Annotated in this window: 15 protein-coding genes; 11 read left to right on the top strand and 4 right to left on the bottom strand. The window is 43.2% G+C overall.

Annotated features, from left to right (window positions below):
* The 7 genes from KKA81_05410 to KKA81_05380 all read left to right on the top strand — a co-directional run.
* Window positions 1-411 (top strand): ATP-grasp domain-containing protein (locus KKA81_05410; protein ID MBU2650351.1); only part of this gene is annotated, 411 nt, incomplete at its 5' end.
* Between the two features lie 11 nt (window positions 412-422).
* On the top strand, window positions 423-1,784 hold the full coding sequence (locus KKA81_05405; GenBank protein ID MBU2650350.1) for an alanine racemase: 1,362 nt from the start codon (window positions 423-425) through the stop codon (window positions 1,782-1,784).
* Entirely contained in the window at window positions 1,781-4,000 is a 2,220-nt protein-coding gene (locus KKA81_05400) for an urea transporter (GenBank protein MBU2650349.1), read from the top strand. Before KKA81_05405 ends, KKA81_05400 begins: the two co-directional genes overlap by 4 nt.
* Window positions 3,988-5,457, top strand: coding sequence for a hypothetical protein (locus tag KKA81_05395; GenBank protein ID MBU2650348.1), 1,470 nt, complete (start codon window positions 3,988-3,990; stop codon window positions 5,455-5,457). Before KKA81_05400 ends, KKA81_05395 begins: the two co-directional genes overlap by 13 nt.
* A gap of 26 nt (window positions 5,458-5,483) precedes the next feature.
* Window positions 5,484-6,071: a tetratricopeptide repeat protein gene (locus tag KKA81_05390; GenBank protein MBU2650347.1), complete on the top strand. Its 588-nt coding sequence runs from the start codon at window positions 5,484-5,486 to the stop codon at window positions 6,069-6,071.
* 20 nt (window positions 6,072-6,091) lie between these two features.
* Complete coding sequence (gene zupT, locus KKA81_05385; GenBank protein ID MBU2650346.1) at window positions 6,092-6,913, top strand: zinc transporter ZupT; 822 nt, start codon at window positions 6,092-6,094, stop codon at window positions 6,911-6,913.
* Window positions 6,914-6,963: 50 nt separating this feature from the next.
* Window positions 6,964-7,467, top strand: a complete 504-nt coding sequence (locus KKA81_05380) for a flavodoxin (protein ID MBU2650345.1) — start codon at window positions 6,964-6,966, stop codon at window positions 7,465-7,467.
* Window positions 7,468-7,528: 61 nt separating this feature from the next.
* Here the strand turns inward: KKA81_05380 and KKA81_05375 are convergent, their stop codons facing one another.
* Together KKA81_05375 and KKA81_05370 are read right to left on the bottom strand one after the other, a co-directional pair.
* On the bottom strand, window positions 7,529-7,936 hold the full coding sequence (locus KKA81_05375; GenBank protein ID MBU2650344.1) for an Hsp20/alpha crystallin family protein: 408 nt from the start codon (window positions 7,934-7,936) through the stop codon (window positions 7,529-7,531).
* A gap of 240 nt (window positions 7,937-8,176) precedes the next feature.
* Complete coding sequence (locus KKA81_05370; protein MBU2650343.1) at window positions 8,177-8,839, bottom strand: EthD domain-containing protein; 663 nt, start codon at window positions 8,837-8,839, stop codon at window positions 8,177-8,179.
* A gap of 64 nt (window positions 8,840-8,903) precedes the next feature.
* Between KKA81_05370 and KKA81_05365 the strand changes: the two genes are divergently transcribed.
* Window positions 8,904-9,929: an NAD-dependent epimerase/dehydratase family protein gene (locus KKA81_05365; GenBank protein MBU2650342.1), complete on the top strand. Its 1,026-nt coding sequence runs from the start codon at window positions 8,904-8,906 to the stop codon at window positions 9,927-9,929.
* 257 nt (window positions 9,930-10,186) lie between these two features.
* Here KKA81_05365 and KKA81_05360 read toward each other — a convergent pair whose 3' ends face one another.
* A complete protein-coding gene (locus tag KKA81_05360) occupies window positions 10,187-10,795 on the bottom strand; it encodes a DUF1684 domain-containing protein (GenBank protein MBU2650341.1) in 609 nt (202 codons plus the stop codon).
* A 684-nt stretch (window positions 10,796-11,479) separates the two neighbouring features.
* Here KKA81_05360 and KKA81_05355 point away from each other — a divergent pair.
* Window positions 11,480-11,956 carry a nucleoside deaminase gene (locus KKA81_05355; protein ID MBU2650340.1) on the top strand — a complete coding sequence of 159 codons (477 nt, stop codon included), beginning with the start codon at window positions 11,480-11,482 and terminating at the stop codon, window positions 11,954-11,956.
* A gap of 200 nt (window positions 11,957-12,156) precedes the next feature.
* Complete coding sequence (locus KKA81_05350) at window positions 12,157-13,224, top strand: flippase-like domain-containing protein (protein ID MBU2650339.1); 1,068 nt, start codon at window positions 12,157-12,159, stop codon at window positions 13,222-13,224.
* Window positions 13,225-13,360: 136 nt separating this feature from the next.
* Here KKA81_05350 and KKA81_05345 read toward each other — a convergent pair whose 3' ends face one another.
* Window positions 13,361-14,863: a glutamine synthetase family protein gene (locus tag KKA81_05345; GenBank protein MBU2650338.1), complete on the bottom strand. Its 1,503-nt coding sequence runs from the start codon at window positions 14,861-14,863 to the stop codon at window positions 13,361-13,363.
* Between the two features lie 146 nt (window positions 14,864-15,009).
* Between KKA81_05345 and KKA81_05340 the strand changes: the two genes are divergently transcribed.
* Window positions 15,010-16,062, top strand: a complete 1,053-nt coding sequence (locus KKA81_05340; protein ID MBU2650337.1) for a TerC/Alx family metal homeostasis membrane protein — start codon at window positions 15,010-15,012, stop codon at window positions 16,060-16,062.
* Window positions 16,063-16,115 lie beyond the last annotated feature (53 nt).

The following is a 16,115-nucleotide window of genomic DNA, read 5'->3' as shown; positions in this document are numbered from 1 at the left end:
TTGGGTGATGGGAAGGGAAATACAATCTCAGCAGTCCCGATGCGGAAGCAATACATAACTGATAAAGGAAAAGCATGGGGAGGAATAACTATTTCCGACCCCAAGATATTGGATCTTACACGTAAGTTTTTAAGTTCGACCAAATGGAAAGGAGGCTTTGAGCTGGAACTCATGAAGAATAAAGACAATGAGTTTTATATTCTGGAAATAAACCCACGCATACCGGCCTGGATCTATCTGGCAGTCGGTGCAGGGCAAAATATCCCTGAAGCTTTAGTCAACCTTGCTTTTGGTAAAGACGTCCCTCCATTTCAGGAATATACGGTAGGAAAAATGTTTATCCGTTATTCCTGGGATATGATCGTAAACATTGAAGAATTTCAGCAAATTTCAATTAACGGAGAATTATAATTACAATAACTATGGAAAAACTAAGATATGAGCGGCCGGTGATACGCCGGCATGAAAGCAATCTTCCCAATAAATTCGGCATGAAGGCGGAATACTCTCCTATGCCATACATCGATAATGTTTCGGTTAGTGAATTGATTAAAACTTACGGTTCACCTTTGTTTGTGATCTCTGAAAAGACAATTCGCAATAAATACAGGGCCGCACTCAAATCTTTTACCACTCGCTATCCAAAAGTGCAATTCGCCTGGTCATACAAAACCAACTATTTAGATGCCGTATGCAGGGTTTATCATCAGGAAGGTTCATGGGCTGAGGTTGTATCGGGTTTTGAATACGATAAAGCTATTGCCAACGGAGTAAGTGGGAACAGGATCATTTTTAACGGGCCTGACAAGACCGGAGAGGACCTGACCAAGGCTATCCTGAATGAGTCTCTTATACATATTGATCACCTCGATGAGTTATATTCCGTTATTGAGATTGCTGAAAAGACCAAGAAGAGGCCTAAAGTGGCCATCAGGGTCAATATGGACACAGGCGTTTATCCCATGTGGGACCGTTTTGGCTTCAATTATGAAAACGGCCAGGCCTGGGAAGCCCTGAACAAGATCATGCATTCTGATATGCTTGACCTGGTTGGTCTTCACACGCATATCGGGACTTACATGATGACGGCAAAAGCATATGAAACAGCAGCGTATAAAATGGCCGATCTTGCCATCGGACTTAAGAACAAATACCAGCATGAGATTAAATACATCGATATGGGAGGCGGCTTTGCTTCCGGAAATACGCTGAAAGGGGCATACCTGCCTGCAAGCGATACAAATCCTACTTTTGATGATTATGCCGAAGCTATAACTACACCACTCCTGAACAGCAACTTCGACCGTGAGAATATGCCTTTACTTATCCTTGAAACCGGAAGAGCCCTCATCGATGATGCCGGTTATCTGCTTGGTACCGTCATCGCCAATAAACGTCTCTCCGATGGCAGGCGCACAACCATCGTTGACGTGGGTGTAAACCTCTTGTTTACTTCTTTCTGGTACGATCATAAGATTTCACCTGCAAGGAAACAAACCCAGTATACGGAGGAAACTGTAGTTTACGGACCCCTCTGTATGAATATCGATGTGATCCGTGAAAGTATCAACCTTCCATTGATGAACAAAGGGGATCATTTTGTCATTCACAGCGTTGGTGCCTACAATATGACCCAATGGATGCAGTTCATCACGCTGAGACCCAAAGTAGTGATAATCGACGAAGACAGTATTCCTCATGTTATCAGGGAGAATGAGACCTTGGATCAACTGGTTCAGAACGAATTGGTCCCTGCTAATCTTAACCGTTTTGACCTTAAATGATGCAACCTATATCATACAAGCGTTGGAAATCAGTTGTTTCGGCCTTTTTGCTGAGCATTGGCAATAGCTATTCGCAGGTTTTCTTTTCCCATTCGAGGATTTTTGCGGTTATTTTACTCGTTGTTACCTTGTTTGATATAAACGCGGGTCTTGCCGGATTAATCTCTGTGGTGATTTCGAATCTCGCAGCGTTCTTCATGGGGTTCAACCGGTTTAACATCAAAGCTGGATACTATGGATTTAACAGCCTGTTGGTAGGATTAGGACTGGGAGTGTTTTATCAGCCGGGTGTGGAATTCTACCTTATTCTGGCTTTTACAGCCATGTTTACACTGTTTATTACGCTTATGATGGAAGGTGTGATCGGAAAGTACGGACTGCCTTATCTCAGTATTCCTTTTCTGATCTCGCTCTGGATGGTGACCCTGGCTGCTCGTTCTGTAACTTCGCTTGAGATTAGTGAAGGCGGCATCTTTTCCCTGAATGAAATGTATGCCATTGGCGGGATTAACCTTGTGAAAATTTATGAGTGGTTCAACAATCTCAACATACCTCAATCCTGGGTTATTTATTTTCGTTCCCTCGGGGCCATCTTCTTTCAGTATCATCTCTTTCCAGGGTTGATCATTGCCATTGGAGTGCTGATCTGTTCCAGGATCTCTTTCCTGCTGAGCCTGGTAGGTTTCTTTTCCGCATACTACTTTTACAGGTTGATAGGGGCCGATATTTCCGAATTAAATTACAGTTACATCGGCTTCAATTTCATCCTCACAGCCATTGCAGTTGGAGGGTTTTTCATCATTCCTTCCAGGAGCTCTTTTCTTTGGGTGGTCTTATTAATCCCTTTGATTTCAATCACGATCAGCAGCACCTCAGCATTGTTTTACACATTACAGCTTTCGGTGTATTCCCTGCCTTTTAATTTCATTGTTCTGCTCTTTCTGTATGTAATGAAGTTTCGGGAAAGGTTTTTCCGCAGCCCTGAACTGGTTTATGTGCAGCACCATTCCCCGGAAAAGAATTTGTATATCAGTCGCAACTTTCTTGAACGCTTTCGCCCCGATGTAAATATGAGCTTGTCTCTGCCTTTTTACGGTGAATGGAAAGTGACACAGGGATATAGCGGCAAATACACCCATCAGGGAGAATGGAAACACGGACTGGATTTTCAGATTGAGGATGAAGAGGGAAAGGTTTTTAATAGCAAGGGAGATGATTTGGCGGATTATTACTGTTTCAACAAACCGGTCATAGCTCCTGCCGACGGGAAAGTAGAGGAAATCGCTGATGGTATCCCGGACAATCCGGTTGGCGAAGTCAATCTAAGGCAAAACTGGGGAAACACCATTATCATCCGGCATACTGACAAACTATTTACCAAGCTTAGCCATCTGAAGGAAGGATCGTTCAAAGTGGCTAAAGGCGATTTTGTAAAAAAAGGTGATGTTTTGGCTCATTGCGGGAACAGTGGAAGATCTCCTTATCCTCATCTTCATTTTCAGGTTCAGAAAGATCCCTTTATTGGATCTGCTACGATTCACTATCCTTTTGCTTATTATATCAGCTTCCGGGAAAAGAGACCCGAATTGAAGGCATACGCAGTCCCGGAAGAAAATGAATTATTATCCAATATCAGCAGGAATGCAATGCTGAAAAAGGCTTTCGGACTGGTTCCCGGTCAGAAATTTTCTTTCCTGGTTAAAGACTTGTTGAATCACGCTGAGGAAAGGGTTTCGTGGAAAGTGGAGGCCGATAGTCTGAACAATACTTACATTAAATGCGAAGAATCCGGCTCCAGAGCATATTTCAAAGCAGTCGACGGCGTTGTCTTTTTTATCGATTTTACAGGAAACAGAAAGTCCCTTCTGTATTATTTCTACCTGGGTGCATTCAAAGTCATTTATGGGTATTACCAGGGGATAACGATAAATGATCGTATTCCCGATCATATGTTTACGGTTTCCTGGATCAAACCTTTTCAGGATTTTATGGCTCCATTCTTGAGGTTGGTAAACATAACCTATACACTTGAATTGGCTGAAAAGACCAGCGATTTTCTGAATGAAAAAATCACCCTGAATTCCAAAGTTAATGCTTGTATCGGGAAAAAGCCGATCAGGAACATCCGGTTCCGGATGGAAATCGCAGACGGAAAATTGTCGGTTTTTACCATTACTGCCCCTAATAAAGAAATTAAAGCCATATGGGAAGATTAGTGATGTTGGTATTAGTCATTTTTACGGGTATGCAAGCCGGTTTTTCCCAGGAAAGAACATTTCATGCATCCGATAGCATTACGTACAGCCTTTATCTGCATCAGGACTGGGACAGACTGGTGAAAAAAGGAAAGGAAGCCCTCGGGGCAGGCACGGATTATTTCTATCTCAGAATGAGACTGGGTATAGCATACTATGAAAAGCACAATTATATTGAGGCAGCCCGCCAGTTTCGCAGGGCTCTTGACTTCAACAGCCTTGATAAGGATGCCTGGACTTACTACTACTATTCCCTGAAGTTTTCAGGGCAAAACGATGTCATTACTTCCGTAAACCGAAAAATCCCTTCATTCCTGAAACAATCCCTGAAAATCCCGGAAAATAAATTCCTGGAAATGGTATATGCAGAAGGAGGCCTCTTGACTACCAATAATATCTCTAAGAATTCGGACCTGAATATTATGGGCAAGGATCAGATTTATGGAGAGCAGCTTTTATATGGTAACGGCAGATATGCTCATGCCGGAGTGCGCTTCCGCCTTTCAGACCGTGTTAAGATGTATGTTGGGTATAACTTCATCGAAGCAGATATGAGAAAACGCTTTGAATATACCCTGTATGAAGCAAAGGTGGATTCTGTTGTTTATGAATCGTGGGGTTATTCAAAGTATTATTCTTTTCCGGTGACCGATAATCAGAATATCATAGATTATAAGGTCAGACAAAATGAGCTGTATCTTAATGCCACTTTTACATTAAAAAATGAAATTCAGATTATTCCTGCATTTCACTACTCAATGCTAAATTTTCCCGTTACGGAAGCCCGGTATGAACCGCAAGAAGCTTCCGACACGGCTTATTTTGTTTATGATGGTCAACAAACGTTTTGGTTTACTTATGAAAGACCCGCTTATAGTTTTACCACCAGGAATGTCAGCACAAACGATTACCTGGGGGCGCTGTCGGTGAATAAATCCTTTTCCCGATTTAACGGAGGCATTTCTGCAATTTATTCCAGCCTGAACGAAAGGAAGTTTTTTCAGATCGATGGGCGGCTGACCTGGTTCCCCAGTGGTAACCTGAATTTTTATTCCACGACAGAATTGAGAAATTTCTTAACAGACAAGGAGTATCGTTTGATCTTTCACCAGGTATTGGGAGGCAGGATTTTATCCTGGCTCTGGACTGAAGGCTCGGTCACGGTGGGTGACCTGTCTTATACTTCTGAAAACAACGGCCTGGTAATATTTACCATTACTGATAAAATTAAATATCGACTTGCAATGAGGTTGATTTTCCCACTATCGGAGCACCTTTCTTTTAATCTGCGTTATCAGTTCCTGGCAAAGGAGGGAGTATACGCAGTGTTTCACGATTCGCCAAAGGGCGAATTCCGGTTTCATAGTTTTGACTACTTTCACAATAATTTTTTCGGAGGAATACAATGGAACTTTTAGCGCATAGGTTTTTAACTGTTTTATTTCTGATATTCTCAGGAATAACCCTTTCGACAGCACAGGATTATAATACGATGAAAGAGGCTTTTCGTTCAAGTTACACCTGGCAGGAATCGGGCGAATATACAAAGGCCATTAAAGCATTGAAAGATGTTTACAGCGAGGATCATTATATCCTGAATTTAAGATTGGGATGGCTGAGTTATCAAAATGGAAGCTTTACCGAATCCATGGCCTATTACCAGCGTGCAATCGGGTTGAAGCCCTATTCATTGGAACCACGGTTTGGCATAACCTTTCCGGCTTCCGCCCTGGGAAACTGGAATCTTGTCGTAAATCAATACGAAAAGATCCTGGAGATAGACCCCCAGAATACCATTGCCCATTATAAGTTGGGTTTGTATTACTACAATAATGAAGTATACGATAAGGCATTCACTCATTTTGAAAAGATTGTGAATCTCTATCCTTTTGATTATGATGGATTGATCATGTACGCCTGGACGAACCTGAAACTGGGAAAACTAAGAGAAGCGGGGGTGCTTTTTCGACAGGTGTTACTATACAATCCCGAAGATGAATCCGCCATTGAGGGGTTGAAATGGGTGCAATAATTTTCATAATTTAGCCTGGTATGGAATTTCAAACGGGAACGGTATTATTTGCCTTTGCGCTTACCCTGTTTGCCGGTTTGTCGACCGGGATAGGCAGTGCACTCGCTTTTTTTACAAAGCAGACCAACACGAAATTTCTCGCTATATCGCTGGGTTTTTCGGCTGGGGTAATGATTTATGTCTCTTTCGTGGAAATATTCGGAAAGGCCAGGGACTCACTTGTCGGCGTTTACGGCGATACTTCGGCATTCTGGTACACAACGGCCGGATTTTTCGGCGGGATCTTACTGATTGCGATCATCGACAAGCTTATCCCGGGATATGAAAATCCGCATGAGATCAGGATGATAGAAGAAATTCAACCTGGAACGGCAAATAACGGGCGTAATGAAAAGCTTATGCGCATGGGTTTATTTACTGCCCTTGCCATAGCTATCCATAATTTTCCGGAAGGGCTTGCCACCTTTACCGCCGCATTGACCGAGCCCGGACTGGGTATCGCCATTGCAGTTGCTATTGCAATTCACAACATCCCGGAAGGCATTGCAGTATCTGTTCCTATTTTTTACGCAACCGGCAGCAAAAGAAAGGCATTCTGGTATTCCTTCTCTTCGGGTCTGGCAGAGCCTGCGGGAGCCATCCTGGGTTATCTTATCCTTATGCCCTTTATCACACCGGCTGTTTTTGGCGTCTTGTTCGCATCTGTTGCCGGGATCATGGTCTTCATCTCTATTGATGAACTATTGCCGGCAGCAAGGGAATATGGGGAACACCATCTTTCCATTTACGGACTGGTTGCCGGTATGGCGGTAATGGCGTTTAGTTTGCTGATGTTTGCCTGAAACATATTTCGTCGCCGTTTGTTATTGTTTTCAGGAAAATATAGAATATTATGGCAAAAATTGGAATATTTTACGGATCTTCCACAGGAAATACGGAGTTCGCCGCCAGGAAGATAGCAATGCAATTCGGTGAAGGTAAAGCCGATGTTTACAACGTTGATTCAGCCGATGCATCTGATATTGAAAAATACCCTTATCTTATCTTCGGAACCTCTACCTGGGGAATTGGGGATATGCAGGACGATTGGGAGGATTTTATCGAAGTAGTTGAGTCGGTTGATCTGAAAGGGAAAAAGGCAGCCATTTTCGGTGTGGGTGACCAGGATACGTATCCCGACAGTTTTGTGGATGGAATGGGAACACTCTATAAGAGATTGAAAGATAAAGTTGAGTTCGCAGGAGAATGGCCAACGGATGGTTATGATTTCGATCATTCAGACGCGGTCATTAAAGACAAATTTGTTGGATTATCCCTGGATGTCGATAATCAGGATGAACTGACCCAGGAAAGGATAGAACAATGGGTTAAGATTCTTATGAAAGAATTTAAATAAAAAAGGCCGGATTTCCGGCCTTTTTTTCGCATTAACCATTTTTGCTAACTTTGGCTTAGTATTAAGAGATTTCTATAGTCCTGGCAGGTTTAGCCCTGGCTTCTTCCTTCTTCGGTAAATGCAGTTTCAGTATACCATCGTTGTACTCAGCTTTGATCTCATCCGTGTTGATGCTTTCCGGGATAGAAAACGAGCGGCTGAAGCTGCCAATTCCAAATTCCCTTCTTGTGTAATTGCTTACATTTTCCTGCTCTGCTTCGGCTGATATGGTCAGGATATCCTTATCGAGGTCAATCTTAAAGTCTTCCTTCTTCATTCCCGGAACCATCAGTTCAATGCCAAAACCATCTTCTTTCTCAAGAATATTGGCAGCAGGACGGCAGGTATTGCAACGGTTGCCGAAACGGTTCATTCCGTAGTTCATCAATTCTGCCATTAAGGGGTCTTTGCTCCATTTAATAAGTGTCATGGTTTTATCCTCCATCTATTTTTAAGTTATTGTTTTGATTTCTTTCCACTCCCCAGTCAATTTCCATACCAGCGAAAATCAAACTTCAAAACAAGACAAAATGACACATAAATTAAAATGAAATACGCCATAATGACATTAAATACTCCATCTCCCAGCCCCCCAGCCCCTAGTCCCCAGCCCCCTGCCCCCTGCAACCTGCCCCCTGCAACCTGTTCCCTGTTCCCTGCCCCCTGTATTTCACCCCCCCATCACATACTCCCTGCACAAATAAGGCTCTATACTCTTGTAATCCAGGAAAGAATTAACATCACGATAGACACGCAGCATGTTCCAGGGCATTTTAAGCGGGCCACCGAAGAATCTGGCAGGATTGAAGAGGAGGGAAGGTTTTTCCACATGTTCTTCGACGATACCGTCGAAAGGTTCGGAATCTGGGGTGAGGGTTTCCAGGATAACATTACGGTTGTAATGGTAAATGGGATGGACCTCCAGGGTGAGAGGGGTATGGCCGTTATGCCAGCGGTGGATAAAAGTATCATGATTGAGGTTTTTCTTTTTCCGGAATAGAGTGAGGAGGCAAAGGCCGGGAGTAACGGTTCCCGGATCCCAGTTGCGTCGGTATTTGATGGGAAATGCTTTATCGACCTTGTAAGCACCGGCAAAACCGGGAATATCGGCCAGTTGCTCCAGGACTTGTTTAATTGGGGTAGAAACCGAGACAGCAGCGATTTTGTTTTTCCGGAAAGGGATCACGGATAAAGTTGGAGGTTTGCTTTCCGTCAGGGTTACGCTAACTTTAATGTCTTCCCTCAGCATCTTTGCGGCGGATAGTATTCGTTTTGAGAATTCAGGGTAAGTCTCCCGTTCTTCTCCGCGGATCAGGTAAATTTGGTTTTCCATGAAGTTTATTATTTTCTATGTTTGCAATGATAGAATATTTTGTCGTTTCTAAAGTAATTGATTTATGAACCAACCCAATGTTTTGATTACAGGTGGCAACGGTTTCCTGGGAAAGGCCATAGTTAAAGAGTTCCTGGATAATGATTCACCTTTAAGACCCGGATCGCTAACTGTTTTTGATATTAAAGACACAGGATCAAAGGTTGATGGAGTTGAATACGTTCAGGGGGACATCCTGGATTATAATTTGCTTTTAGAAGCCTTACAAGGGAAAGATATTGTCATACATTCGGCGGCGATAGTTGATTGGGGAACGAAAAGCGATAAGGAGGTGTTGGATGTGAATTTGGAGGGTACGAAGAACGTGATCCGTGCCTGCCGGGAGAGCGGAGTAAAATACCTGATCTTTACAGGATCGGTGGATGCGGTCTTCGGCGGTAAGCCTCTTATCAATGTTGACGAAAGCCATCCATATCCTGAAAAGCATTCCAACAGTTACTGCACTTCAAAGTACCTTGCGGAAAAACTCATCCTGGAAGAAAACGATGATGTACTAAAGACTTGCGTACTCAGAGGGTCGGACATTTACGGTGAAGACGACCCCTATCATATCAGCTCTTTGATAAATATGGCCAAAGGAGGATTCTACGTCCGGCTGGGCAATGGCAAAACCCGTTGTCAGCACATATACGTTGGAAATGCGGGATATGCCCATGTGCTTGCTGCTGCAGCCATGTGGAACGGGAATGAGAAAGTCTGTGGTCAGGTTTATTTCATGACGGATGGTCCGGGCAGTAATTTTTTTAAATTCTTTGACCGTATCGTGGAAGGGGCAGGATACAGAATTTGGCCGAAAAACCTGTGGTTACCTCGTGGGTTTGCCTATGCAATCGGCAGTATATCCGAATTCATAGCCTGGATGGTCAGACCCGTTAAAAGTTACCAGCCAAAATTCAGTCGCTTTGCCGTGGTTTATACCTGTACTGATATCACCTATTCATCGGAGAAAGCACGGAAAGATTTTGGATTTGTGCCTAAATACAGCGAGGAGGAAGGAGTGGAAAGGACAGCGGAGCATTATAAGATCTGAGATCGACGATCGCAGATCGCAGATATTGTCTTGCTAACAGAGTGTTCTTTTAATTACTAACTGTTAAAGTGTCGCCCCTACGGGGCTTTGGTTTATCAGGTAAAAAATATAATCCACATCAGAAAGCAATTTATAAACCTATCTATTTCCCAGCCCCGTAGGGGCGCACCTCCGGTAGCCAAATGGACGCGACACGTTTTCCGGAACCCCGTAGGGGTGACACTTTTATACAGATGACATCTCCCATGACTAGGATTTCATTTGCCAGGTTTTTTAACCCCCGCCCTGATTTCAACCTCCATCCTGTTTTCTCTGGGCGGGACCGGACATGAGTATTTGTGATTATAGGCACAATAAGGGTTGTAAGCCTGATTAAAATCGATGATAATAGTGTCTCCTGCCGGTATTTTCAGGTCGATATACCGACCTCCACCGTATGTTTCTTCACCGTTGGTGAGGTCATTGAAAGGAAGGAATAAATAATCCCTGTATTCTTCCGATTCAGTGAGCTTGATGTTTTGGTAAATGTTCAGAATTATATCTTTCCCGTGAAGGTTAAAATGAGCTTCACCGTATTTGACATAAACCGGAAGCCTTTCGGTGGTTGTTGCCATCCCGAAGGGATCTTCCCCGGGGGTACGGATTAATTCTGCGGAAATTCTGTATTTCAAATCTATGGGATATAAGTCCAGCCCGCGAAATGTTGCCTTCTCAGCTTCAGGTAATGGGGAGCTAGCTGTATCTGCAAAATGTTTATTTAATTCCAGGCGGAATTGGTTGATTTCATTTTCAGCTTCGGATTGGGAATAGGTAAGGGTGGAAATAAAGATAAATAAGGATATCAGAAGGAGAATGATTGTTTTCATTGCATGGGTATTAAATCAGAGGGTAAAGGTATTAAAATGGAGGAGAATTTTTCTTATACAAATATTTCGTCCCTTCTAACATGCCGCCCCTAACGGGGCTTTGGAAACCGATCTGCGCCTATTTTGCTATAAATATTCCGCCCCTCCGGGGCTTGGTTTATCAGGTAAAAAATGTTTTCCACATCATATAGCTCTTTAATAACCCTATCTATTTTCCAGCCCCGTAGGGGCGCCCCTACGGTAGCAAATGGACGCGACTCGTTTTCCAGAACCCCGTAGGGGTGACACTTTTAAACAGATGACATCTCCCAGGCCTGAGATGTCATCTGCCTTCAAAACAAAGCAAACAATATAAAAACCATGATAACCCAGCCCCGTTAGGGGCGGAATATTTATAGAAAAGGACGGCGCAACCAACAGAAAGCCCCATAGGGGCGACATATTTGTTATTATTGATATGAAAATAATAATAAACACCGCTACGGGACTTATAATGCGAAAACCCAAAATGACCAGCGGGTAAAATTACATTAATGAAAATTACTTTTTATTTGACAGTATATTAAATGACCGGTTCTAGCTTTTCCTGAAAATCAAATCTTTTTGTTTCGAATTTAATCATATTTGTTGTCTTTGAAATAATCTCCTTAAAAAATCATACATTAGTCGAAAGTTTACAACGTGATCCCAAAAGAGGACAGCAAATTTCTGCGCAAAGCCATTGAATTAAGCGCCCGCCACTCGCACGACGGGATTCACGGACCTTTTGGTGCTGTGATCGTTAAGGATGGGAAGATCATTGCCGAGGGTTGGAACGAGGTATTGAAAACCAACGATCCCACTGCCCATGCAGAAATCGTAGCAATCCGGAATGCATGCCGGTATCTGGGTACCTGGGATCTGGGGGGAACAACGATATATTCCAGTTGCGAACCCTGTCCAATGTGCTTAGGGGCTATCTACTGGGCGAAAATTTCACGGGTGGTTTTCGCCGCCAACCGTAACGATGCTACCAAAGCCGGGTTTAGCGATGAACATATCTATCGGGAAATTGAAATCCCTCATGATATCCGGATGGTGGAATTTGTCCAGCACCTCCGGGATGAAGCTGTTGAGGTGTTGGAGAAGTGGACAGAAAATGAAACGAGGAAAATGTATTAAGCTTGCAGGAATATTTGGTGAAAAGGCTGCAAGTTACAAGATGCAGGTTACAGGTTGCAGGAGGCAGGGAAAGGTTACAGGTTGCAGGTTGCAGGGGTCAGAGTGCAGGGTGAGGGTAATATTTTGCAGTCGTAGCTTGTAACTTGTAGCTTGTAGCTTGTAGCTTGTTTTTCCACTTCACATAATCTCAGAATTCGTTCATGGTCAGCGATCTAAGAAAAGTACTACGTTTTTTTCAGCTTAAACGCATCATCATTCCGATCGTCATCGGTTTAGGGGTGGCGGCATGGCTTATTATCCGGGATTTTGAAACGGAGCACCTAAGTGGGGTCCAATGGTCGGGGTATATGGTCGGATGGTTGCTGGCTGCCATCTGCCTGCAGGCGATACGCGATATTGCCTATATGTATAGAATAAGGCTGATGACCGATAAGCAGATCTCCTGGCGGCACAGCTTCGATGTGATCATGCTTTGGGAATTCGCTTCGTCAATAACACCTTCAGTGGTTGGCGGTTCTGCAATAGCCCTTATCATTGTCCATAAAGAAGGAATTTCCGTTGGGAAATCCACGGCAATTGTCATGGTTACAGCCATGCTGGATGAACTTTTTTATATTCTCATGGTACCCTTGATCTTGCTGCTTATCGGTACCAGTAATCTATTTACCAGCAGCCAGTTATTTCTGATGAACTGGGGTAGCGAAGGGGTTTTTATTGCAGGATATGTTTTTATCCTATTACTGACTACAATAATCACTTATGCCATATTTCTGAATCCCAGGGGGTTTAAATGGATATTGCTGAAGATCTTCAAGTTGAAATTCCTGAAAAGATGGAGATATGACGCTGCGAGGACAGGGGATGACATCATCACCACTTCCCGTGAAATGAAAGGCAAATCCTGGAAATTCTGGTTAAAAGCATACGGGGCAACGGTTTTTAGCTGGACAGCCCGTTTCTGGGTGGTTAATTGCCTTATACTGGCTTTTAATCCTGCCGTCCAGGATCAATTGCTGATTTATGGCCGGCAACTGGTAATGTGGGTCATACTCCTGATCAGTCCTACCCCCGGAAGCAGCGGAATTGCAGAATATGCCTTTCCTATGTTCTTAGGAGAATTTATACCACAAGGGTTTGAAGCTGCCGTTGGTCTTTTATGGCGCATACTGAGTTATTATCCTTATCTTGTTATTGGCGTGATCGTATTGCCTTTCTGGATCAGAAGGGTTTTCCTGAAGCGGAAGCTGATTCGGTTTAGAAGCGTTTGAATTGTCAATTCTGGATTCTGTATTCTGTATTTACAATAGGATTTTCGATTGGAAATATTCAATTTTCAATGCATTGACAATATCAAATTGCAAATCCAATTGTAAATACAGAATACAGAATCCAGAATCCAGAATATTATCCGCAATGATAGTACTTCTTCACCAGCTTCATGATCTCTTCTTCATTGTGGCTGATTTCGGTGCGAAGGTTTTTATCGTTGAAGTTTTTCAGGTATTGCGCGATCCAGTCGAGCATGCGTTCCGGGAATACCCCGTATTTGGTATATATATCTTTCTGTTTTTCCAGATATTCGCCGGATTCGTAGCAGGATGTTGGCAACTGATTCAATTCCTGGAGTTTTGCTTTATTCTCATCTTTGAAAATGTTGACATCAACATAAGTTTTCCGGGCATATTCCAGGGCATCTTTCATTTCGAATCCATGTCTTGCGGCAACCGTGAGTCCGGCCATTAACAGGTAAATGTCTGCTGAGCCGTCGGGGCAGCGGAATTCGACAGTTTGTTTGACGGTCATATCTTCTGTGTGCGGTTTTTCCTGGGGATTTACCTGGGAGACCATATCTTTTCCGAGCGACCAACCCAATGGAACCCTTACCAGAACGGAGCGGTTGCGGTCACCCCAGCAAATATTGGTAGGGGCTTCCTGATGGGGAACCAATCTGAAATACGATGTTGGATTGATATTCCCGAAAGCAGTCAGTGAAGGAGCCAGGTCGAGGTAACCGGCAATGGCTTTCCTGGCTGTATCACTGAGCCGGCCGTTTTCTACCATCATGTTTTTCCCGTCTTTCATCAGGCGGGTATGCACATGCAGACCGCTCCCGGCTTTTCCCACGGTGATCTTGGGAGCAAAGGAAACAGTTACTCCATAGCGGTATGCAAGGGTGCGGAGCATCCATTTGGCAACCATAAGCTGATCGGCTGCATCTTCTACATTGGTTGGAAGGAATTCGATCTCGTTCTGCTCGTATTCCATATCACCCAGACTGAAATTTCCAACTTCAGAATGCCCGTATTTAATGAGTCCTCCTGCCTGAGCAATAGCCTGCATAGCATCAATGCGCAATTGTTCCCATTTGGTAAAAGGGCTGGATTCGTGGTATCCACGTTGGTCGGAGGCCTGGAAAAGGTCTTCCCTGGGAAAAACAACGTAATATTCCAGTTCCCCCATGGTTTCGAAGGTCATGCCCGTTACATCCTTAAAGGCTTTATGAGCTTTTTTCAGGATATACTCAGGAGCGGATTCGAGAGGATTACCCTCTTTATCAAAATAAGAACACAATATGTCGAGTGTGGGGATATCATTGAACGGGTTGACAAAAGCCGTTTTGTACCTGGGAACTACATAGAGGTCGCTTGAACCGGCCTCCACAAAACTGAAAAGGCTGGATCCGTCGACGCGCTCACCGTTGGTAAGGATCTCCTCCAGGTGTTTCTTGCTGTTAATAATGAAATTAAGGGTTTTCAGACGACCATCCCATCCTGCATAACGGAAGTTGATCATCTCAATGTTGTAATCCTCACAATATTTCACGAGATCATCACGTGTGAAATCCTTTGCGGGTTTGTTCAGATATTGAACCAACTGATTCGGGTTCATGGCAGTTTTTTCGTTCATAGCATCGGGTTTGGGATACAGGCGTCAAACTTAGGAAATTTTTGTTAATTGCTTAACAATAGAACATTAATCTTTGGAAAATTAAAGTTGGTTCATGCAAACAATAGCACCCCAAAACTTGTTATTTTTGCTCCTTAGTTCCATTTATGTCAACAGAAGTAATTTTTATAGCAGGATTCATATTCTTTATCCTTCTTATCCTGTTTCTCGACCTTGGGATATTCTCAAAAAAGGATCACGTGGTTGGATTCAGGGAATCGCTTATCTGGACAATGGTCTGGATCACTTTTTCAATGGGATTTTATACCTTTTTGTATTTTGAGGGGCATTTTCTGCATGGCCTTGGAAGCTGGGAGGAAATTGCAGAAAATGTAAAGCGCTTTTCACATCAGATCGATATTAACGGTCTGGATTATGAAGCAGCCAAAACCGTTTATAATCACAACTTATCACTTGAATATCTTACGGGTTATATTATCGAGTATGCTTTATCGGTCGACAATGTTTTTGTAATGATCCTGATATTTATGGCTTTTGGGGTTGAGGAGAAGTATTACAAAAAGGTTTTGTTCTGGGGTATCCTGGGTGCCATTATCATGCGCTTCATTTTTATTTTCCTGAGTTCCGCCCTGATACAACGTTTCGATTGGATTTTACTGATCTTTGGAGCTATACTGATCTTCACCGGAGGAAAAATGTTGCAGGAGTTCATTAAGGGGAAGGAAAAGACGATCGATCCTGAACATCATCCTGTTGTCAGGTTTGCATCCCGTTATTTTTCGGTACACCCGCGGTATGAGGGTCATAAATTCTGGATACGTCAAAATGGCAAACTTTTAATAACTCCATTATTCATTGTTTTACTGGTCATAGAGTTTACGGATGTGATCTTTGCCGTGGATTCCGTGCCTGCCATTTTTGCTGTCACCAAAGACCCTTATATTGTATTTTTTTCAAATGTGTTTGCCATTATTGGGTTACGCTCCCTGTTCTTCCTTATTTCACATGTGATCAACCGTTTTTACTTTCTTAAGGCGGGGTTATCGGTATTACTGATTTTCATCGGATTGAAGATGCCGGCGCATTATTTTCATATCCTGGATATTGATACGCAGACCAGTTTATTGATCATAGTGGGGATTCTGGGATCGTCAATACTGATTTCCTTGATGTTTCCGAAAAAGGTGAGCGGGTTGTAAACACAGATTACACGGATTTTCACAGATTTTCCGGAAACAGGCTGGAGAATACT

The sequence above is a fragment of the Bacteroidota bacterium genome, from assembly GCA_018831055.1.
GTDB lineage: Bacteria > Bacteroidota > Bacteroidia > Bacteroidales > B18-G4 > M55B132.
Note: the sequence above shows the minus strand (reverse complement) of the source record. Positions and strands in the feature narration are given on the sequence as shown.